Raw genomic sequence first — 20941 nt, 5'->3', positions numbered from 1 at the left:
CCCCTGAAATTCAGCTCCCTTCGCCAGCAAGGCGCCGCTCATGCTGGAACTTCCAGCGTACAAACAGCAGGCCGCTGACGAACAACCCCAGGCTCACCAGCACCTCGACCCAGCCAAACAGCGCTCGGGCTGGGTCGAACGCTGCCAGCACCCCTTTGATGAAATAGAGGTTCACCACGAAGCAGGTCCAGGCATGCGCCCGGGCACTGCCCTTCAGCATGCCCGGCAGCAGCAACAGCAGGGGAACCAGTTCGATGGCCAGAATCACCCCGACCCGCGCCCCGTGCAGGTTGGCGAAGAACAAATTGTTCACCGCCAACAGCGTGATCAGGCCAAGGAAAAACGCCAGGCTCAGCGCCCGCGTCAAGCGCAGGCGAGGCTCCAGCCAGGCCAGTGGCGGCAGAACCTTGGGTTTTTTAGCCACGCGCGGCCTCCAGGGCCTTGGCAGTGGTCGCCAGGCGTTGGCCAAGGGCTCGGCACAGGGCGATCTCGTGCTCGTCCAGTTCGCGCTTGCCATCGGCACCGGCATGGTGGCTGGCGCCATATGGCGTGCCGCCTCCGCGGGTCTCGAGCAGCGCCGACTCACTGTAGGGCAGGCCCATCACCAGCATGCCGTGGTGCATCAGCGGCAGCATCATCGACAACAGTGTGGTTTCCTGGCCGCCATGCAGGCTGGCGGTGGAGGTGAACACGCCGGCCGGTTTGCCGACCAGTTCTCCGCCCAGCCACAGGCTGCTGGTGCCGTCGAGGAAGTACTTCAGCGGTGCGGCCATGTTGCCGAAACGGGTCGGGCTGCCCAGCACCAGGCCGGCGCAATGGCGCAGATCGTCCAGGGTGGCGTACAGTGCGCCGCTGGCCGGGATGTCTGGGGCCACAGCCTCGCATTCGGTGGAGATCGCCGGTACGGTGCGCAGGCGCGCCTCCATGCCGGCCATTTCGACACCGCGCGCGACATGTCGGGCCATCTCGCTGGTCGAGCCATGACGGCTGTAATACAGCACCAGAACGTAGGGTTCACTCACGGCAGAATCTCCAGGACTTTCTCGGGTGGCCGGCCGACCACGGCCTTGTCACCGGCGACCAGAATCGGGCGCTCGATCAATTTCGGGTGCTGGACCATCGCGTCGATCAACTGGGCATCGGTGAGTGCCTGGTTGGCCAGGTCAAGGGCCTTGTACTCCTCCTCGCCAGTACGCAGCAATTGGCGCGGGGCGATGCCCAGCTTGCCCAGCAGTGCCTTGAGGGTAGCGGCATCCGGCGGTGTTTCCAGGTAGCGAACGATGGTTGGCGCGAAGCCTCGTGCTTCGAGCAGTTCCAAGGCGCCGCGGGATTTTGAGCAGCGCGGGTTATGATAGAGCGTCAAGTCAGTCATGTTGGTTCGCATCCAGCGGGGTGTGGCAGCTATTCTAACCGCAGCGACTGACCCATTTGCTTGAAACTTCGAGAAGGATTGACCCATGGCAAGGCGTTTGGCAGCAGTACTGGCCATCACCGCGAGCCTGTTGCTCGGTGGTTGCGGTGCCGACTACGGCGTGGACCAAAATGGCAAGATGGTGAAGGCCGAGCAGATCGACGGGCACTGGGTGGTGCTCAATTACTGGGCGGAGTGGTGTGGTCCGTGCCGGACCGAAATTCCAGAGCTCAACGCCGCGGCCAAGCAATGGGCGAGCGAGGGTATCAAGGTGGTGGGCGTCAACTTCGATGGCTTGCAGGGGCAGGACCTGAAGCAGGCCGCCGAGACGCTCGGCATCGCTTTCACCGTGCTGGCCCAGGACCCAGCCGAACGTTATGACCTGCCGCGTAGCGAGGCGTTGCCGGTGACCTACATCATCGACGACAAGGGCAAGGTGCGTGAGCAATTGATGGGCGAGCAGACCCTCGAAGGGTTGCAGGCCAAGATCAAGGCGCTCAAGGGCGCTTGATGCAGGCCAGTGCCCGCCCTATCGCCGGTTGGCTGGCGATAGGGCGGGTGTTGCCATCAACCTTCCTCAGGCCAGAAACGCAGCGGCTTGCCCTCGGCCGGCCAGAAACGCATCTGTTCGATGGGCGATACATCCCAGCGTTGCACCGTCTCCAGAGCCTGCAGGAAACGTTTTTCCTGCTCCATCAATGCGGGCGCGCATAGTTTGCGGGTCTTGCCGACCTTGCCAAAGCGCAGTTGCTGGCCATCGAGGGTATAGGGTGCGAACCAGTGGTTGCAGCCTGCGTTGCCATAGGCACGGCCGTCGCTGGCCAAGGTCAGGGTCAGGTGGCTGTAGTCGATCAGCGGGCGTTCACCGATCCACTCCAGCACATAACTGCGCTCCTGCTGCAGCTGCGAAGGTTCGGTGGCACAGCCGAGCAGGCCGGTGGCAATCAGCGCGCCGGTCAGCAGATTCTTCACTCGGCGCTCTCCTGGCAACGCGGGCACAGGTGCTTGTCGCCACGGCTGGCCCAACCCAGCTCTGCGATGCGGGCGCTGGCCGCCGGTTGACGGGCTTTCTTGCCCAGCTTGGCGTCCACGGCGAACTCGAAGTCCAGCACGGCGTCGCAGTGATCGCAGGCGACCTGCCAAGTGAGGATCTCCAGCTCATTGAACACCGGGCCGCTGGCCACGGCGACCCATTGGCCGCGCGGATTGATCAGGTGGCGCACGCTTTCCACGGTCAGGCGCATGGACAGGTCCTTGCTGCCTTTGAGGGTGACCAGCAGAACGTCATCCTTGTGCATCGAACCGCCGTTGCCAGTGACCTGGTAACGGCCCGGCACCAGGGCGCGGCATTCGATCAGGGTGTGTTGCGGATTGAAAAGGGTGTAGCGGAAATCGTGTTCGACCATGGGTCCTCCAGAAATGCCGCGTATCCTAGCATCAACCCGAGACCAGATTCTGCGGATTGCCTGCCGCCCAGCGGATGATATTTTCCAGGGTGGTCGCGGCGATGGCGTCCAGCGCTTCGCGGGTCAGAAACGCCTGGTGCGCGGTGACGATCACGTTAGGGAAGGTCAGCAAGCGTGCCAGCACATCGTCCTGCAGCGGCTGGTCGGAACGGTCTTCGAAGAACAGCTGTGCTTCCTCTTCATAGACATCAAGCCCCAGGTAGCCAAGCTGGCCGCGCTTGAGTGCGTCGATCAGCGCAGGGGTGTCGACCAGGGCGCCGCGACCGGTGTTGATCAGCATCGCGCCGGGTTGCAGTTGGGCGAGGCTTTGGGCATTGATCAGGTGTTTGGTTTGCTCCGTCAGCGGGCAGTGAAGGCTGATGATTCGCGCTTGTTTCAACAGATCGGGCAGCGCCATGTAGCGTGCGCCCAGAGCCTGCAGTTCGGGATTGGGGAAAGGGTCGTAGGCCAGCAGTTGGCAACCGAACCCGGCCATGATGCGGGCAAAGGCGGTGCCGATCTGTCCGGTGCCCACCACGCCGACGGTCTTGCCGTACAGGTCGAAGCCAGTCAGGCCATGCAGGGTGAAATCGCCTTCGCGGGTGCGGTTGTAGGCCCGGTGCAGGCGGCGGTTGAGCGCCAATACCAGGGCCACGGCATGCTCGGCCACGGCGTGTGGTGAATAGGCCGGTACCCTCACCACGGTCAGGCCCAGGCGTTGGGCGGCGGTCAGGTCGACATGGTTGTAGCCAGCCGAACGCAGGGCGATCAGGCGGGTGCCGCCAGCGGCCAGGCGCTCCAGTACCCGCGCGTCGAGTTCGTCGTTGATGAAGGCACAGACCACTTCGAAACCTTGTGCGAGCGGGGCGGTGTCGAGGGTCAGTCGGGCAGATTGGAAGTTCAGGTCCAGGGCCGTTTCAGCGGCGGCCTGGGTGAAGCTTTCCTGGTCGTAGTGCTGGCTGCTGAACAACAGTGCGCGCATGGTTGGCGTCCTTTGTGAGCGTTTGCTTGGTTTCTCGGGTGTTGGGTAGATTGAGCGCCGCCCACGCGGCGCATCGCGAGCAAGGCTCGCTCCTACGTTTGTTTAGGGCCAATTATGTCTGTGCCGGACGCGCGCGACCGCCTGGTTTGTACAATCCGAAAACGGTCGCGCGCAAAGCCCACAGGATTCATTGGCCTGAAACAAACGTAGGAGCGAGCCTTGCTCGCGATGCGCCGCGTGGGCGGCGCTCGCTCTCAAAAACGCCACAACCCCGTCGCCAAACCCCATCCCCGAACCACTCAGGCGCTGAGCCGCGCCTGGGCCGCCAGGCGGATGATCGCCCCATCCAGCTCGTCCAATGCCTGCTCCGCCTGTGGGTGGTCCTGCTTGAGCAGGGTCTCGCTGCGCTGGCACGCCGCCCGCAACTGCGGCACCCCGCAATAGCGCGAGGCGCCGTTGAGCCGGTGCACCTGTTCGATCAGCGCCAACTGATCCTCGGCCTCTCGCGCCGCGCGGATCGCTTCGCGGTCGTCTTCCAGCGAGGCTAGCAACATTGCCAGCATGTCGGCGGCAAGGTCGGGCTTGCCAGCCGCCAGGCGCAAACCTTCCTCGGGGTCCAGCACCGGCAGCTCCCGGTTCTCGTCCTGTTGCTCGTCCGGCCGCTCCCGCGGTGGTGTGCCCAGGCTCATGCCGGTCCACTTCATCACCACCTGGGCCAATTGGCGTTCGCTGATCGGCTTGGTCAGGTAGTCGTCCATGCCGCTGTGCAACAGGGCGCGCTTTTCGTTGGCCATGGCGTGGGCGGTGAGGGCGACGATGGGCAGCGGGTTGCCGCTCTGGGTGTTTTCCCACAGGCGGATCTGTTCGGTACAGGCGCGACCGTCCATGCCAGGCATCTGCACGTCCATCAGCACCAGGTCGAACGGTTCGGTCTGCACGGCCTGCACCGCGGTATAACCGTTGTCCACCGCCAGCACCTCGGCGCCAAGGCCTTCGAGCAGGGTTTTCACCAACAGCAGGTTGGCTGCGTTGTCGTCGACGCACAGGATTTTCGGCTGGCGATGGCCATTGCCCGCTGCTGTTTCACTCTGCGGGCGACGTGGCTGCACCAGCTCCAGCAGCAGCCGTCGCAGCTTGCGCGTGCAGGTTGGCTTGGACAGCAACTGGCCGTGGCCATTGGGCAGGTACGGGTGGTACAGCGCCTGCTCGGTGGTGGGGCACAGCACAACGCACTGGCACTGACAGCGCTCGAACGCTTGATGGTAATGGCCCAACTGCTCTGGCGAGAGGTTGCCCAGGTTGGCACCCAGCACGGCGAACTCGAATGGCTGGCCCGCCTGGTGGGCGGCCTGTACACCTTGCAACAACTGGTCGTAGGTGGCGAACAGGCTGACGCTCAATCCGCAATCTTCCAGCTGGTGCTCAAGCGCCTGGCGGGCCAGTTCGTGGCTGTCGACAATGGCGGCCCGGCGTCCCAGCAGCGGTTGCAGCGGCCGCTCTTCCATGTCGTCGTGGGCCTTGGGCAGGCTCAGGCTGATCCAGAATTGCGAGCCCTCGCCCGGAGTGCTGTCGACACCGATCTCGCCGCCCATCTGCTCGATCAGGCGCTTGGAAATCACCAGCCCAAGGCCGGTGCCTCCGGGTTGGCGTGCCAACGAGTTGTCGGCCTGGCTGAAGGCCTGGAACAGCGTGCGCACATCTTGCGGTGACAGGCCGATGCCGGTGTCCTGCACGCTGATGCGCAGTTGCGCGCTGTCCTCGTGCTCGTCCTCAAGCATGGCGCGTACGACGATGGTACCTTCGCGGGTGAACTTGATCGCATTGCTTACCAGATTGGTCAGAATCTGCTTGAGCCGCAGCGGGTCGCCGATCAGTGAGGTGGGCGTATCGCGGTAGATTAGGCTGAGCAGTTCGAGCTGCTTGGCATGGGCCGCCGGAGCGAGGATGGTCAACGTGTCCTGGACCAGGTCGCGCAGGTTGAAAGGAATGCTGTCGAGCACCAGCTTGCCAGCCTCGATCTTGGAGAAGTCGAGGATCTCGTTGATGATACCCAGCAGGTTGTCGGCTGATTTTTCGATGGTGCCCAGGTAATCCAGCTGGCGCGGGGACAGTTCACTCTTTTGCAACAGGTGGGTGAAACCGAGGATACCGTTGAGCGGCGTGCGGATTTCGTGGCTCATGTTGGCCAGGAACTCGGACTTGATGCGGCTGGCTTCGAGTGCTTCCTTGCGGGCCATGTCCAGCTCGATGTTCTGGATCTCGATGGTCTCGAGGTTCTGGCGCACGTCTTCGGTGGCCTGGTCGATGCTGTGCTGCAGTTCTTCGTGGGCGCTGTGCAGGGTCTCGGCCATGCGGTTGATGCCGTGCGCCAGCTCGTCCAGCTCGTGGCTGCCCATCGCCGGCAGGCGTTCGTCCAGGTGGCCGTCCTTGAGTTGGTTGACCGCATGCTTGATGCGCTCGATCGGGTTGTTGATGGTGCGGCTCATGCGCATCGCCAGCAGGCCGCTCAGGGCCAGGCAGGCGAGGATCAACAGCAGGCTGGTGAACAGGTTACGATAGCCGCGCAACAGGGTGCCGTCATGGGACAGCTCGATCTCGACCCAGCCCAGCAGGCGCTCGGCTTCGGCGGGCACGGCATCGGTGGCCAGGTCGCGGTGATGGCCGAATACTGGCATCAGGTAGCGGGTGGCGTCATTGCCGCTGCGTTGCAACAACTGGGTGCCAGTGCCACCGCTGGGCGCCTGATTGAGCATGCTTGGCCCAGCATGAGCCAGGCGCGTGCGGTCCGGAGCCAGGAACGCCACGGCGCGTACATCGGCTTGTTCCAGTGTCTGGGCAGCGATCCGTTCCAGTTGCGCAGGCGTGTCTCTGGCCAACGCTGGCGCGGCCAGCGGTGCCAGTTGTTCGGCGATCATCTTGCCGCGCTGGAGCAACTGGGAGCGCAACTCACTTTGCTGCAGCCAGGTGAAATAACTGCCCAGCACCAGGGCCATCAGGCTGGCGGGCAACAAGGCCAGCAGCAAGACCCGGCTTCTGATTCCCAAACGATCGAGCACACTTGCCTCCTGTCATGTGCCTGCATGCCGTCCCCAGAGGGACGGACCAAGGCGAAAAGTTACTCTGCCTGCCCGATGAATGCACTCATTAGCTTGGCTTTTCGTGCGCCGGCGCAGCGCGTTGGTCGTTGTTCGGTTGCCTTGCGGGGAGTCGATGCTCAATAATCGTCTAATTGAGAATGCATGACAGTTGCCAATGAATCCCGAAGCTATTCAATCATCCAGCATCCTCGCCATCGAGGATGACCCGGTATTAGGCGCCTACCTGCATGAAGAGCTGCAGCGCGGCGGCTTTCAGGTGACCTGGTGCCGTAACGGGCTGGAAGGTCTGGAAACTGCGGGTCGCCAGGCCTTCGACGTGGTGCTGATGGACATCCTGCTACCTGGGCTCAACGGTCTGGAAGCCTTGGCCCAGTTGCGCCGGCGCAGCACCACGCCGGTCATCCTGATGTCGGCACTGGGGGCCGAAGCCGACCGCATCAGCGGTTTTCAGCGCGGTGCCGACGACTACCTGCCCAAACCCTTCAGCATGGCCGAGCTACAGGTGCGCATCGAGGCGATCCTGCGCCGCGTGGCCCTGGAGCGTCGTCACCCGCCGCGCCAGGAGATGGCCGGAAGCGGGCTGCAGTTCGACGATAGCCGTAGCGATGTCAGCCTGGGCGGTCAGTGGGCCGGGCTTACCCCAAGTGAATACCGCCTGCTCGACCTGCTCAATCGCAACCAGGACGAGGTGCTCAGCAAGCCTTTCCTTTATCAGCAAGTGCTGCAGCGCGGTTACTCGCGCCATGACCGCAGCCTGGACATGCACGTGAGCCAGATCCGCCGCAAGCTCAAGGGCATTGGTTACCTGGAACGGCAAATTCGCACGGTCTGGGGCAAGGGATACGTGCTCAGCGTCGGTGAGATGGACTGAGCCATGCTCGACCGCCATTCGCTGTTCTGGAAGCTGGTCATCCTGTTGGTGGGTTTCTGTTTGCTGATGATTGGCCTGAGCTACACCTGGGGCCGTCACATGGAAACCCAGAACGCGTTTCTCTCAGAGCCCGCCCGCCAAACGCTGCGTGGCTATGCGTCGGAAGCCGAGCAGGCCTGGCGAAGCGCAGGCCGTGCCGGGCTGGACCTTTGGGTGGCGCAGATGCGGCAACGTGAGCAAGGTTGGATTGGCGTGCTCGACACGCGCCTGCAACCGCTGGACAGCGCCACCCTGACCCCCGATATCATGCAGCGCCTGACCCGCTTGCGCGGCGTCGACTGGCCCATGAGCCGGCGCAGTGTCGACCAGCCCTGGTTGCGCATCCCATTCCCCGGCGCGCCCGAGCAGGGCATGCTGGTGATCGAGCTGCCGGAGCGGCTGAACCCTGGCAAGTACCGCTTGCTGTGGCAGGTCGTGACCAACGGCATCATGCCTGGTCTGTTCACCCTGCTGTTGTGCGTGGGGCTTTATCGCATGCTGATCGTGCCGTTGAACCAGCTGCGCGAGCAGGCCAATGCCTGGCGCGCGGACCAGCTTGCGGCACGCCTGGACCCCCGCACCATCGCCCGTCACGATGAACTGGGCGAGCTGGCCCGTGCGTTCGACCAGATGGCCGAGCGCCTGCAAGGCACGGTGGTCTTGCAGCAACAGTTGCTGCGCGACCTGTCCCATGAAATGCGCACGCCACTGAGCCGCTTGCGGGTGGCTTGCGACGGTGAAACCGACCTGCAGCGCCTGCGGGAACGATTGGGGCGCGAAGTGGACTGCATGCAGCAGCTGGTCGAGGACACCCTGCAATTGGCCTGGCAGGACGCCGAGCGTGCCCCGATGAACCTGGAGCCGATCGAGGTTCAGGCACTGTGGGACCTGCTGGTGGAAAACGCTTGCTATGAAAGCGGTTGGGCCGCCGCCCGGATGCATTGCGAACTGCCCCGCAGTTGCTGGGTTCAGGGCAACCTCAATCATTTGGCCCAGGCCCTGGAAAACATGCTGCGCAATGCCATCCGCCACTCGCCGGAAAACGGCCAGGTGCGCCTGGGTGGCCAGCGCGAAGGCGGTCATTGGCGGCTGTGGCTGGAAGACGACGGCGGTGGTGTTGCCGAACAGGATCTGGAGCGGATCTTCGCGCCGTTTTCCCGGCTCGAGGGTTCCCGGCCCGGCGATGGCGGGTTCGGCCTGGGGTTGAGCATCGCCCGCAGTGCGATCCAGCGCCAGGGCGGCACTTTGTGGGCCGAGAACGGCAAGCGCGGGCTCAGGCTGTGCATGCGTTTGCCGGTGCAGGCGACAACCCCATCCCGACGGCTGGCGGAGTCGCATTGACCTCAATCCTCGTGCAGGGGCCGGCTTGCCGGCGATGAGGTCGAAACCGTCAGATGACCGTTGTTCCCACGGTGATCATGCTGACAGGTATAGAATGCCCCTACGGGTGAGCGGGTTCACCCGCGAAGCAATGCTGGGGTTATAGCTTGTAGCTATACCGACTACAGATTGCGTGATATGGCCAAGCCGGGTTTGCCGGTATGATAGGCGCCCCTGCCGTCCGGACTGTGAAATACGCCATGACCTTGCAGTACCCAACCATCGCCGATTGCGTCGGCAATACGCCTCTGGTTCGCCTGCAGCGCATCGCTGGCGAAACCAGCAATACCCTCCTGCTCAAGCTCGAAGGCAACAATCCCGCTGGCTCGGTCAAGGACCGTCCGGCCCTGTCGATGATCACCCGCGCCGAACTGCGCGGCCAGATCAAGCCAGGCGACACGCTGATCGAGGCGACCTCGGGCAACACCGGTATCGCCCTGGCCATGGCGGCAGCCATCAAGGGTTACAAGATGATCCTGATCATGCCGGACAATTCCACCGCCGAGCGCAAGGCCGCGATGACCGCCTATGGCGCCGAGCTGATCCTGGTGAGCAAGGAGGAGGGCATGGAAGGTGCCCGCGACCTCGCCGAGAAATTGCAGGCCGAAGGCCGCGGCCTGGTCCTGGACCAATTCGCCAACGGCGACAACCCTATCGCCCACTACACCAGCACCGGTCCGGAAATCTGGCAGCAGACCCAAGGCACCATCACCCATTTCGTCAGTTCGATGGGCACCACCGGTACCATCATGGGCTGCTCGCAGTACCTCAAGGAACAGAATCCGGCGGTGCAGATCATCGGTCTGCAACCGATGGAAGGTTCCGCCATTCCAGGCATTCGCCGCTGGCCTGAGGAGTACCTGCCGAAGATCTTCGATGCGACCCGCGTCGACCGTGTGGTGGACATGTCCCAGCAAGAAGCCGAGGAAACCACCCGCCGCCTTGCCCGTGAAGAGGGCATTTTCTGCGGCGTGTCATCCGGTGGTGCGGTCGCGGCCATGCTGCGCCTGTCCCGTGAGCTGGAAAACGCGGTGATGGTGGCGATCATCTGTGACCGCGGTGACCGTTACCTGTCCACCGGCCTGTTCGACGCAACCTGATGTCCAAGAAAAAAAGCAACAGCGGCCTGCGCTTCCAGCCGGCCGGCGGCAACCGTACCCCACAGGTTCCCGTGGGCAAGAAGCAGCGTCTGGACATCGAGCGCCTGGCCGGTGACGGCCGTGGCATCGCTTTCCATGACGGGCGGACCTGGTTCGTCAGTGGCGCCCTGGCCGGGGAAGCGGTCGAAGCGCGGGTACTCAATGCCCGCGGCAAGGTGGTCGAAGCACGTCTTGAACGTGTGCTGCAGGCCAGCCCGGAACGCCGGCAGGCGCCGTGCCGCCATTACGCACGCTGCGGTGGCTGCAACCTGCAACACCTGCCCCATGAGGCGCAGTTGGCGCTCAAGCAGCGCACCCTGGCCGAACAACTGCAACGGGTGGCCGGCGTGCAGCCCGAGCAATGGGCCGCGCCGCTGAGCGGACCGGAATTCGGCTACCGCCGTCGTGCGCGGGTGGCCGTGCGCTGGGACGTCAAGACGCGCCAGCTGGAAGTCGGATTCCGCGCCGAAGCCAGCCAGGACATCGTCGCCATCGACGACTGTGCGGTGCTGGTACAGCCTTTGCAGTCCATTGTGCGCCACCTGCCGACCGTACTGCGGTCGTTGAGCAAACCCCAGGCCATTGGCCATGTGGAGTTGTTCAGTGGCACCGCCGAGGCGCTGCTGGTACGCCATGTGGCACCGTTGCCAGCCGACGACCTGAGCCGTTTGCAGGCGTTCTGCGATGAGGCCAAGGCGCAGCTGTGGCTGCAGGGCGAAGGCGAGCCGGCGCCGGTGCAGGCCGCTACGACACTGGGGTTCGTCCTTGAGCCATGGCAGCTCGAGCTTGCCTGGCGGCCGGGGGACTTCGTGCAGGTCAATGCCCAGGTCAATACGGCGATGATCGAGCAGGCACTGGCCTGGCTGGCGCCGCAAGCTGACGAGCGGGTGCTTGACCTGTTCTGTGGCCTGGGCAACTTCGCCTTGCCACTGGCTCGGCAGGCGCGGGAAGTGGTGGCAGTGGAAGGTGTACAGGCCATGGTCGATCGGGCCGAGGCCAATGCCCGGAACAACAATGTGCATAACGCACGGTTTTTTCAGGCCGATTTATCGCAGCCTTTGGCAGGCGCCGGATGGGCCGCCGAAGGCTTTTCTGCGGTACTCTTGGATCCACCGCGTGACGGTGCCTACGAGGTCGTGCAAGACATCGCACGCCTCAAGGCACGGCGGCTGGTCTATGTTTCGTGCAATCCGGCCACGTTGGCGCGAGACGCCCAGGTGCTGGTCGGCCAGGGGTACCGGTTAAAAAGGGCCGGGATTCTCGACATGTTTCCTCAGACGGCGCATGTCGAGGCCATGGCGTTATTCGAAGTGGGTTAGCCAAGCTGGCCCCTTGGTGCGGCTTCCATGGAGTGGAAGGCGTACGGTGATAGCCAGTGCACCCGCGAGGTGCGCTGTATGGAAAGGTAGAAAAAAGATGGTACAGGTGAGAGTGCACCAGCCGGTCAACACTGACGGCAGTATCAATCTCGAAGCATGGCTGGATCATGTGGTGAGCGTCGATTCGGCGTTGGATCGCGTGGCGCTCAAGGAGGCCTGCGAGTTCGCCCAGGAAATCGAGAAGAAGGGCAACCCGGCCAAGCATTCCTGGGCCGACGGTACGTCCAGCTTCCAGGCCGGCCTGGAAATTGCCGAAATCCTTGCGGACCTCAAACTCGACCAGGACTCCCTGGTGGCGGCGGTCATCTACCGCTCGGTGCGTGAAGGCAAGGTTACCTTGGCCGAAGTCGGCCAGCGTTTTGGCCCGGTGGTGTCCAAGCTGATCGACGGTGTGTTGCGCATGGCGGCCATCAGCGCCAGCCTCAGCCCGCGCCAGTCGCTGGTGCTCGGCTCCCAGGCGCAGGTCGAGAACCTGCGCAAGATGCTGGTGGCCATGGTCGATGATGTGCGCGTGGCCCTGATCAAGCTGGCCGAGCGTACGTGCGCCATTCGTGCGGTGAAGTCCGCCGACGACGAAAAACGCCTGCGCGTGGCGCGTGAGGTGTTCGACATCTACGCGCCGCTGGCACATCGCCTGGGTATCGGTCACATCAAATGGGAGCTGGAGGACCTATCCTTCCGTTACCTCGAGCCCGACCAGTACAAGCAGATTGCCAAGCTCCTGCACGAGCGCCGGCTGGACCGCGAGCGCTTCATCAGCGACGTGATGAACCAACTGCAGAACGAGCTGCTCGCCACCGGCGTGAAGGCCGACATCAGCGGCCGGGCAAAACACATCTATTCGATCTGGCGCAAGATGCAGCGCAAGGGTCTGGAGTTCAGCCAGATCTACGACGTGCGCGCCGTGCGGGTGCTGGTACCGGAAGTTCGCGACTGCTACACCGCGCTGGGTATCGTCCATACCTTGTGGCGGCATATTCCCAAAGAGTTCGACGATTACATCGCCAACCCCAAGGAGAACGGCTACCGCTCGTTGCACACGGCGGTGATCGGCCCAGAAGGCAAGGTGCTGGAGGTACAGATCCGTACCCACGGCATGCACGAAGAAGCCGAGCTTGGGGTCTGCGCCCACTGGCGGTACAAGGGCACTGACGTCAAGTCCAGCTCCAACCATTACGAGGAGAAGATTTCCTGGCTGCGCCAGGTGCTCGAGTGGCATGAGGAGCTGGGCGACATCGGCGGCCTGGCCGAACAGCTGCGTGTCGACATCGAACCCGACCGGGTCTATGTATTCACCCCCGACGGCCACGCCATCGACCTGCCCAAGGGCGCCACGCCGCTGGACTTCGCCTACCGGGTGCACACCGAGATCGGTCATAACTGCCGTGGCGCCAAGATCAACGGCCGCATCGTGCCGCTCAACTACAGCCTGCAAACCGGCGAGCAGGTCGAGATCATCACCAGCAAGCATGGCAACCCAAGCCGTGACTGGTTGAACTCCAACCTGGGTTATGTGACCACTTCGCGGGCGCGGGCCAAGATCGTGCACTGGTTCAAGCTCCAGGCGCGGGACCAGAACGTGGCGGCGGGCAAGACCTTGCTCGAACGCGAGCTCAGTCGTCTGGGGCTGCCTCAGGTGGATTTCGAGCGCCTGGCCGAGAAGACCAACGTCAAGACTGCCGAAGACATGTTTGCCGCCCTTGGGGCCGGCGACCTGCGTCTGGCCCATTTGGTCAACGCTGCCCAGCAGTTGCTCGAACCCGAGCGCATCGAACAGATCGACCTGGTTTCGCGCAAGCCCGCTACCCGCAGTGGCAAGCGTGGCGACATCCAGATCCAGGGTGTCGGCAACCTGCTCACGCAGATGGCCGGGTGCTGCCAACCGCTGCCGGGCGATGCCATTGTCGGCTACATCACCCAGGGGCGTGGTGTGACCATCCACCGTCAGGACTGCGCGTCGGTGCTGCAGCTGGCCGGCCGTGAGCCGGAGCGGATGATCCAGGTCAGCTGGGGACCGATACCGGTGCAGACCTACCCGGTCGATATCGTCATCCGTGCCTACGACCGTCCGGGCCTGCTGCGGGATGTGTCGCAGGTGCTGCTCAACGAGAAGATCAACGTACTGGCGGTCAACACCCGCTCGAACAAGGAAGACAACACCGCATTGATGTCGCTGACCATCGAGATTCCTGGGTTGGATGCCCTGGGTCGCCTGTTGGGGCGGATCTCGCAGTTGCCGAACATCATCGAAACGCGGCGTAATCGAACCCCGTGAGACTCGAAGCAGGGGCCGCCATGCGGTCCCTTGCCGGCGACACGGCGCCTGCAGCCTTGGCGCTGCAGTTGTAGGCGCTGGCTTGCCAGCGATCGGGGCTTCGCCTGCGGCCAGGAAAACACCAATGACCTATACCCTCGACGACCTGCTGCACCTCATGGCCCGCCTGCGCGATCCGCAATACGGCTGCCCGTGGGACCTGAAGCAGAACTACGCCAGTATCGTCCCGCACACCCTCGAAGAGGCCTATGAAGTCGCCGACACCATCGAGCGAGGCGATTTCGAGCACCTGCAGGGTGAGCTGGGCGACCTGCTGTTCCAGGTGGTCTATTACAGCCAGCTGGCACGGGAGGAGGGGCGTTTCGAGTTCGATGGCGTGGTCGATGCCATCACCCGTAAGCTGATCCGCCGCCACCCCCACGTATTTCCCACCGGTGAGCTGTATGCGCCACTGGACACTCCCAGCCTGAGCGAGGCCCAGGTCAAGTCGCGCTGGGAGGAGATAAAGGCCGAGGAGCGCGCTGAAAAGAGCGAGCCGGAACAGTTGTCGTTGCTCGACGATGTGCCGGCTGCATTGCCAGCGTTGTCGCGGGCCGCCAAACTGCAGAAGCGTGCGGCCACCGTCGGTTTCGACTGGCCTGACGCCTTGCCGGTGCTGGACAAGGTCCGCGAGGAGCTGGATGAAGTCTTGCAGGCGATGGCTGACGGCGATGGCCAGGCCCTGGAGGACGAAGTCGGCGACCTGTTGTTCGCTGCCGTCAACCTGGCGCGCCACCTCAAGCAAGACCCGGAGAATGCCCTGCGTCGTGCCAACCGCAAGTTCGAGCGGCGTTTTCGCTTCATCGAGCAGGCATTGCGCGACAGTGGCCGGCCGATCGAAGATTGTAACCTTGATGAGTTGGACGCCCTGTGGGGCGAGGCCAAACGTCAGGAAAAGAACCTGCCCAGCTGCGGCTGAGCGGCTGCATAAGTGAGTGAACATCCATGAGTCTTTCCCTTCGCGATCAATTGCTCAAGGCCGGTCTGGTCAACCAGAAACAGGTCTCGCAGGCCAACAAGGCCGAAAAGAAACAAAAACGCCTGGAGCACAAGGGCCAGGTCGAAGTCGATGACAGCCAGCAGCGCATGGCCAAGGAAGCGATGGCCGAAAAAGCCAAGCGTGACCAGGAGCTGAACCGTCAACAGCAGGAAAAGGCCGAGCAAAAAGCCCGGGCCGCGCAGATCAAGCAGTTGATCGAAGCCACGCGCCTGCCCAAGCTCAACAGCGAGGACTACTACAACTTCGTCGACGATAAGAAGGTCAAGCGCATTGCCGTCAACGCCTTGATGCGCAGCAAGCTGAGCAATGGCTCGCTGGCGATCGTGTCGTTCGGCGGTGGTTACGAGGTGATCCCGCGGGAAGCGGCGGTGAAGATTCAGGAGCGCGATCCTGGCCGCATCCTGTTGCTGAACACCCACGTCGAGGAAGCGGACGAAGACGATCCGTACGCCGCCTACAAGATCCCTGACGATCTGATGTGGTAAACGAGAAACCCCGCCTTGGCGGGGTTTCTTTTTGAAGACCCTGTCATTGTGTGGGACGCTGGTTCTCGAGGTTTTCCAGTTCTGCACGATATTGATGGGCTTCGTGTTCATGGTGGAACATGCCAACCAGTTGGCCTTGCTGATACACGTCCCAGATCCGCACACCGGCGGCCAGGCCTTCGTGGGACATTTTCGATTCGTCGCGTTCGGTTACTTGGACTGTCATCGGTAAACTCCACTTTTCAGTTAGCTGCGGCACTGTGTCGCAGGCCTTCTTTATAGAGTTTGTTAGCAGGCTAAGTAAATAAAACGGGCGTGAAACAAGTTTCATGTAGCACGAAGGATCCCCGCACGCATGAAAAAGCCCCGCACGCAGGCGGGGCTTGAGGTGCTGCTCGCGATGGTGAATCAGTTACCCTTCACCGACTTGCCATCGACCGTGCCATCTTGCAGCACGATCACGTACTCCTTGCCATCGGTCTCGACTTGACGCAGTTGTACCAACAGGTAGTCCCAGTCCTTGGCGAACCACAGCTCGGTGATGCGCTTGCTCTGGCTCGGGTCGCGCACGCGCTCGACTTTCACCGCCTCGACCTGGCCGGTCTTGGTGGTGACTTTCTCGGTGCCCAGGACGCGGAAGTCGTAGGTGTCGATCTCGTCACCATCGACCACCTGGTAGGTCATGCTTTTCTTGCCGGCAGCCACATCATGCTGCAGGGCCAGCTGATAGGACGATTTGTCCAGCACGCCGCGGTTGAGCGGCAGGCTGATCGCATCGCCACGGTCGCTACCGGTGACTTTCTTGCTGTTCCAGTCGAACGTCAGGTCGACTTTCTTGGCCTTGCCCAGGCCGCCGCGTTCGAAGTGGTACTTCTGTGGTAGCAGGGTGTCGTTTTCCTGGCGCAGGGTGCTTTGCTCGGTCAGGCTGGCGATCATCATGGAGGCCTTGAAGTTAAGGTCCCAGGTACCGTTGGCATTCTTGACCAGACTGCGCTCGGCGGTGCCGCTCATAGGCAGTTGTTTCCAGTCTGCGGTGTAGCTTGCCGAGAACGGCTTCAGATCAGCTGCCTGGAGGGGCAGGGCGAGCACGGCGAGAGCCAAGAGCAGGGCGCGACGCATAAAATCTCCTAGGGTCGAATCAAGTGACCGCTGGCCGGCAGCGGCTGGCCATCCAGTAACGCACCCTGATCGCCCAGGCGCAAGCGACCTTCGGCGAACCAGTGCACCGCTAGTGGGTAGATCTGGTGTTCCTGGTGGTGAACCCGTTGGGCCAACGTCTCGACGGAGTCGTCGGAGGCAACCGGGACCACAGCCTGTACGACCAGAGGGCCGCCATCGAGTTCCTCGGTGACGAAGTGTACGCTGCAGCCATGCTCCGCGTCGCCTGCCTCCAGCGCCCGTTGGTGAGTGTGCAGGCCCTTGTACTTGGGCAGCAACGACGGGTGGATGTTGAGCAGGCGTCCCTGGTAGTGGCGCACGAAATCACCACTGAGGATGCGCATGAAGCCGGCCAGAACCACCAGGTCGGGTGCAAAGCTGTCGATGCGCGCCATCAGCGCCGCATCGAAGGCTTCACGGCCGTCGAAGCCCTTGTGGTCCAGTACCGCGGTGTCGATGCCAGCCGCCGCTGCGCGTTGCAGGCCGTAGGCATCGGCACGGTTGGAAATCACCGCGCCGATACGTACCGGGCTGCCGTCGATGCGGCTGCTGTCGATCAGGGCTTGCAGGTTGCTGCCGGAGCCCGACAGCAGTACCACGACATTGCAGGTCTTGCTCGGCATCAGTGTGCCTTGAGGTTCTGCAGCTCGACCTGGGCAGCGCCTTCGGCGGCTTCGGCGATTTTGCCGATTACCCAAGGTTGCTCGCCGGCCTTGCGCAGGACGTTCAGGGCATTCTCGACCTGGTCCTGAGCCACGCAGATGACCATGCCGACGCCGCAGTTCAGCACGCGGTGCATTTCGTGCTCATCGACGTTGCCTTTTTCCTGCAGGAAGTCGAACACTGCCGGACGCTGCCAGCTGGCCACGTCGATCACGGCCTGGGCGTTAGCCGGCAGTACGCGTGGGATGTTGTCCAGCAGGCCGCCGCCGGTGATGTGGGCCATGGCCTTGACCGCGCCGGTTTCCTTGATCAGCTGCAGCAGCGGCTTGACGTAGATGCGGGTCGGGGCCATCAGCAGGTCGGCCAGTGGCTTGCCGTCGAGCTGGGTGTTTTCGATGTCGGTGCCGGAGACTTCGAGGATCTTGCGGATCAGCGAGTAGCCGTTGGAGTGCGGGCCGGAGGACGGCAGGGCGATCAGCGCATCGCCAGTGGCGACCTTGGAGCCGTCGATGATTTCGGCTTTTTCCACCACGCCCACGCAGAAGCCGGCCAGGTCGTAGTCTTCGCCTTCGTACATGCCGGGCATTTCAGCGGTTTCGCCGCCGACCAGCGAGCAGCCGGCCAGTTCGCAGCCGGCACCGATGCCGGTGACCACGGTGGCGGCCACGTCGACGTTGAGCTTGCCGGTGGCATAGTAGTCGAGGAAGAACAGCGGTTCGGCGCCGCAGACCACCAGGTCGTTCACGCACATGGCGACCAGGTCCTGGCCGATGCTGTCGTGCTTGTTCAGGTTCAGCGCCAGGCGCAGTTTGGTGCCGACGCCATCGGTGCCGGAGACCAGAACCGGTTGCTTGTAACCGGCCGGGATCTCGCAGAGGGCGCCGAAGCCGCCCAGGCCACCCATGACTTCAGGACGTGCGGTGCGCTTGGCGACGCCCTTGATGCGTTCGACCAGTGCTTCGCCGGCGTCGATGTCTACACCGGCGTCTTTGTAGCTCAGGGAGGGTTGCTTGCTCATTGATCCAGGCCTTTAGGAGGGAGGGATTCTTAAAAACGACCGTGACGGCCAAGGCCGGCGAGCGTGCGGCGGCTACCTGAAACGTCAGTGGTCTGTGAAGGCGCGCGATTTTATCAGGGTTGCCCGGCAGCGGCCATCCTCAGGCCGACGGGCAGGGCCCTAATCCATGAAAAAACATCCTTTCATGGTCTGCGACTGGTTGCCAGGCGGGGCGCTGTATAAGGTATAGAAACGCCGTCGAGGTGAAACGGGCCGCACAGAGGGAGCATTTGTCGCCCTGTCGCGGTCACAGCCAGCACCCAAACTGACCCGGTGCCCCGTCATCTGGTCTTCTGGACAGGAATCCTCCATGCGTTCTTTCAATTTTCTGGCAGCCGGTTGCCTTGCATTGGCCAGCGCCATCGTGCAGGCCGAGACCGTTTCCGGGCTTTACCAGGTGCGTGAGCCCATCGAAGGGCAGGGCGCCGAAGCCCGCGCCCAGGCCACCGGCAAAGCCTTGGACACCCTGGTATTGCGCCTGACCGGCGACCCCAAGGCCGCGCAGAGTCCGGCGCTGGCCGGACTGCGCAAAGACCCGCAGCAAATCATCAACCAGGTCGCTACCGAGGCTGGCCCGCCCGAGTCGGTGCTGGTCGAGTTCGACCCCGGCAGTACCGAGCGCGCCCTGCGTCAGGCAGGTCTGGCCTTGTGGGGCAACAATCGCCCGTCGATCCTCGGTTGGTGGCTGAACGAAAGTGCCGAGGGCAGTAGTCTGGTCGGCGATGGCCAGTCCAGCGCGCAGCCTTTGCGTCGAGCTGCCCAGCACCGCGGGCTGCCGCTGCGCCTGCCGTTGGCCGACTTGCAGGAGCAACTGGTGGCCAACGGCAAGCAGTTGGAGGGCAAGGACCCGGCGCCCCTGCGCGAGGTCTCCGAGCGTTACGGCGCCGATGCCTTGCTGGCGGTGCACGCCCAGGAGGCCGACGGCAAGTGGCAGGGCAAATGGCAGCTATGGCTGGGTGACAAGCGCGAGCAAGGCAACGCCGAAGGCGCCGATCAGGCGGCCTTGGCCGATGCGGTCATGCTTGCAGTGAGCAACCGGTTGGCGCCGCGTTACGTGACCCGGCCGGGTGCCAGCGGTGCCTTGCAGGTCCAGGTGCAGGGCATGAACCTGCAGCGCTACGCTGAACTCAGTCGCGTGCTCGAGCCGTTCGGCCCGCGTCTGCAACTGGCTGATGGCAAGACGCTCACCTACCAGGTCACCGGCAACCCGGATCAACTGCGCGCCCAGCTGGGCTTGGCCAAGCTGCAGGAAGTGCCGGCCGACCCCGTACCGGCCACCCCCACAGCACCCGCGCCAGGGGCTGCCCCGGCGGCTGAGCAACCTGCAGCCCCCAAGCCGTTCGATGGCTTGCGTTTTCGTTGGTAAGGAGACCCGATTTTGACCGATGTACGCCGTTGGATCTGGCTGGGCATCGCCCTGCTGATCGCCGTGCTGCTGTATAGCCTGCACAACATTCTTTCACCGTTTCTGGTCGGCATACTGCTGGCCTACCTGGCCGACCCACTGGTCGACCGCCTGGAGCGCCTGGGGCTGTCGCGAACCTGGGGCGTGGTCGTGGTGTTCAGCCTGTTCACCCTCATTCTGCTGGCGCTGTTGCTGGTGCTGATACCGATGTTGGCCAAGCAGTTGGTGCGCCTTTACGAGTTGGCGCCGCAGATGCTCGATTGGTTGCAGCACGTGGCGTTGCCGTGGGTGCAAAGCCGTCTGGGCCTGGCCGAAGGGTTCTGGAAGTTCGACAAGATCAAGGCCGCCGTCAGCGCGCACATGGGCCAGACCACCGATATCGTCGGCATGCTGCTGTCCCAGGCCACGGCCTCCAGCCTGGCGTTGGTCGCCTGGCTGGCCAATCTGGTGCTGATTCCCGTGGTGGGCTTCTACTTGCTGCGCGACTGGGACCTGATGATGGCCAAGCTGCGCGGCCTGCTGCCGCGCCACCGGGAATCGCAGGTGGTAGGACTTGCGGGTGAGTGCCACGAAGTCCTGGGCGCTTTCGTCCGTGGCCAGTTGATGGTGATGCTGGCGCTGGGGGTGATCTACTCGGCCGGCCTGATGCTGGTGGGGCTGGAACTGGGCCTGCTGATCGGCATGCTGGCAGGGCTGGCGGCCATCGTGCCATACATGGGGTTCATCATCGGTATCGGCGCTGCGCTGGTGGCCGGGTTGTTCCAGTTCGGCGGCGACCTTTATCCGATGCTGGGCATCGTGGCGGTGTTCATGGTCGGGCAGGCGCTCGAAGGCATGGTATTGACCCCGTTGCTGGTAGGGGACCGGATCGGCCTGCACCCGGTGGCGGTGATCTTCGCCATCCTGGCGGGCGGCGAGCTGTTCGGTTTCACCGGTGTGTTGCTGGCCTTGCCAGTCGCCGCCGTGATCATGGTGCTGCTGCGCCATGTGCACGATCTGTATAAAGAGTCGGACATGTATGCCGGGGATGTCGACCCAAAGCTGTGATCCTTTCGAGCGGCAAGCGCGGGCATGGCAGGAGCCGGCTTGCCGGCGATAAAACGGGAAGCGTTGCT

General features: G+C 63.4%; 21 protein-coding genes. 10 read left to right on the top strand and 11 right to left on the bottom strand.

Annotated elements, in window-relative coordinates:
* Positions 1-10 precede the first annotated feature (10 nt).
* Genes H620_RS0105480 through arsC form a run of 3 tightly spaced genes read right to left on the bottom strand, consistent with a single transcriptional unit; the run spans position 11 to position 1372 of the window.
* Positions 11-424 carry a DUF2069 domain-containing protein gene (locus H620_RS0105480; RefSeq protein WP_023379138.1) on the bottom strand — a complete coding sequence of 138 codons (414 nt, stop codon included), beginning with the start codon at positions 422-424 and terminating at the stop codon, positions 11-13.
* On the bottom strand, positions 417-1022 hold the full coding sequence (gene wrbA, locus H620_RS0105475) for an NAD(P)H:quinone oxidoreductase (RefSeq protein ID WP_023379139.1): 606 nt from the start codon (positions 1020-1022) through the stop codon (positions 417-419). The genes H620_RS0105480 and wrbA overlap by 8 nt, the downstream gene beginning before the upstream one ends.
* Positions 1019-1372: an arsenate reductase (glutaredoxin) gene (gene arsC, locus H620_RS0105470; protein WP_023379141.1), complete on the bottom strand. Its 354-nt coding sequence runs from the start codon at positions 1370-1372 to the stop codon at positions 1019-1021. The genes wrbA and arsC overlap by 4 nt, the downstream gene beginning before the upstream one ends.
* Before the next feature lie 85 nt (positions 1373-1457).
* On the opposite strand from arsC, the gene H620_RS0105465 reads away from it, so the two are divergent.
* A complete protein-coding gene (locus tag H620_RS0105465; protein ID WP_023379143.1) occupies positions 1458-1922 on the top strand; it encodes a TlpA disulfide reductase family protein in 465 nt (154 codons plus the stop codon).
* Between the two features lie 56 nt (positions 1923-1978).
* Here the strand turns inward: H620_RS0105465 and H620_RS0105460 are convergent, their stop codons facing one another.
* The 4 genes from H620_RS0105460 to H620_RS0105445 all read right to left on the bottom strand — a co-directional run bounded on the left by H620_RS0105460 (position 1979) and on the right by H620_RS0105445 (position 6894).
* Complete coding sequence (locus tag H620_RS0105460; protein ID WP_023379145.1) at positions 1979-2383, bottom strand: META domain-containing protein; 405 nt, start codon at positions 2381-2383, stop codon at positions 1979-1981.
* Entirely contained in the window at positions 2380-2817 is a 438-nt protein-coding gene (locus tag H620_RS0105455) for a hypothetical protein (protein ID WP_023379147.1), read from the bottom strand. Before H620_RS0105455 ends, H620_RS0105460 begins: the two co-directional genes overlap by 4 nt.
* 31 nt (positions 2818-2848) lie before the next feature.
* Positions 2849-3838 carry a 2-hydroxyacid dehydrogenase gene (locus H620_RS0105450; protein ID WP_027906905.1) on the bottom strand — a complete coding sequence of 330 codons (990 nt, stop codon included), beginning with the start codon at positions 3836-3838 and terminating at the stop codon, positions 2849-2851.
* Positions 3839-4137: 299 nt separating this feature from the next.
* Positions 4138-6894, bottom strand: a complete 2757-nt coding sequence (locus H620_RS0105445) for a response regulator (RefSeq protein WP_027906904.1) — start codon at positions 6892-6894, stop codon at positions 4138-4140.
* Between the two features lie 196 nt (positions 6895-7090).
* Here H620_RS0105445 and H620_RS0105440 point away from each other — a divergent pair, with 196 nt between their 5' ends.
* The 7 genes from H620_RS0105440 (at position 7091) to H620_RS0105410 (ending at position 15543) form a co-directional block, all read left to right on the top strand.
* Positions 7091-7807, top strand: a complete 717-nt coding sequence (locus H620_RS0105440; RefSeq protein WP_023379152.1) for a response regulator transcription factor — start codon at positions 7091-7093, stop codon at positions 7805-7807.
* Positions 7808-7810: 3 nt separating this feature from the next.
* Positions 7811-9187 carry a sensor histidine kinase gene (locus H620_RS0105435; RefSeq protein ID WP_027906903.1) on the top strand — a complete coding sequence of 459 codons (1377 nt, stop codon included), beginning with the start codon at positions 7811-7813 and terminating at the stop codon, positions 9185-9187.
* Between the two features lie 239 nt (positions 9188-9426).
* Entirely contained in the window at positions 9427-10326 is a 900-nt protein-coding gene (gene cysM / locus H620_RS0105430; RefSeq protein WP_027906902.1) for a cysteine synthase CysM, read from the top strand.
* Positions 10326-11684: a 23S rRNA (uracil(1939)-C(5))-methyltransferase RlmD gene (gene rlmD, locus H620_RS0105425; RefSeq protein WP_027906901.1), complete on the top strand. Its 1359-nt coding sequence runs from the start codon at positions 10326-10328 to the stop codon at positions 11682-11684. The genes cysM and rlmD overlap by 1 nt, the downstream gene beginning before the upstream one ends.
* 97 nt (positions 11685-11781) lie before the next feature.
* The gene (relA, locus tag H620_RS0105420) at positions 11782-14019 is read left to right on the top strand and encodes a GTP diphosphokinase (protein ID WP_023379156.1); all 2238 of its coding nucleotides are present in this window, start codon (positions 11782-11784) and stop codon (positions 14017-14019) included.
* A gap of 124 nt (positions 14020-14143) precedes the next feature.
* Positions 14144-14977, top strand: a complete 834-nt coding sequence (gene mazG, locus H620_RS0105415; RefSeq protein WP_023379157.1) for a nucleoside triphosphate pyrophosphohydrolase — start codon at positions 14144-14146, stop codon at positions 14975-14977.
* Between the two features lie 26 nt (positions 14978-15003).
* Positions 15004-15543: a DUF2058 domain-containing protein gene (locus tag H620_RS0105410; RefSeq protein ID WP_023379158.1), complete on the top strand. Its 540-nt coding sequence runs from the start codon at positions 15004-15006 to the stop codon at positions 15541-15543.
* 43 nt (positions 15544-15586) lie between these two features.
* Here H620_RS0105410 and H620_RS0105405 read toward each other — a convergent pair whose 3' ends face one another.
* The 4 genes from H620_RS0105405 to purM all read right to left on the bottom strand — a co-directional run bounded on the left by H620_RS0105405 (position 15587) and on the right by purM (position 18382).
* The gene (locus H620_RS0105405) at positions 15587-15769 is read right to left on the bottom strand and encodes a hypothetical protein (RefSeq protein WP_023379159.1); all 183 of its coding nucleotides are present in this window, start codon (positions 15767-15769) and stop codon (positions 15587-15589) included.
* Between the two features lie 182 nt (positions 15770-15951).
* Entirely contained in the window at positions 15952-16662 is a 711-nt protein-coding gene (locus tag H620_RS0105400) for a DUF3108 domain-containing protein (protein ID WP_023379160.1), read from the bottom strand.
* An 8-nt stretch (positions 16663-16670) separates the two neighbouring features.
* On the bottom strand, positions 16671-17324 hold the full coding sequence (purN, locus tag H620_RS0105395) for a phosphoribosylglycinamide formyltransferase (RefSeq protein WP_027906900.1): 654 nt from the start codon (positions 17322-17324) through the stop codon (positions 16671-16673).
* Complete coding sequence (gene purM / locus H620_RS0105390; protein WP_023379162.1) at positions 17324-18382, bottom strand: phosphoribosylformylglycinamidine cyclo-ligase; 1059 nt, start codon at positions 18380-18382, stop codon at positions 17324-17326. Before purM ends, purN begins: the two co-directional genes overlap by 1 nt.
* A gap of 349 nt (positions 18383-18731) precedes the next feature.
* Here purM and H620_RS0105385 point away from each other — a divergent pair, with 349 nt between their 5' ends.
* Together H620_RS0105385 and H620_RS0105380 are read left to right on the top strand one after the other, a co-directional pair.
* Complete coding sequence (locus H620_RS0105385; RefSeq protein ID WP_023379163.1) at positions 18732-19787, top strand: DUF2066 domain-containing protein; 1056 nt, start codon at positions 18732-18734, stop codon at positions 19785-19787.
* 12 nt (positions 19788-19799) lie between these two features.
* Complete coding sequence (locus H620_RS0105380; protein ID WP_023379164.1) at positions 19800-20873, top strand: AI-2E family transporter; 1074 nt, start codon at positions 19800-19802, stop codon at positions 20871-20873.
* Positions 20874-20941: the final 68 nt, after the last annotated feature.

It is taken from the genome of Pseudomonas taiwanensis DSM 21245 (assembly GCF_000425785.1).
GTDB lineage: Bacteria > Pseudomonadota > Gammaproteobacteria > Pseudomonadales > Pseudomonadaceae > Aquipseudomonas > Aquipseudomonas taiwanensis.
The sequence above is the reverse complement of the archived record's forward strand: the minus strand, read 5'-3'. Positions and strand labels throughout refer to the sequence as shown.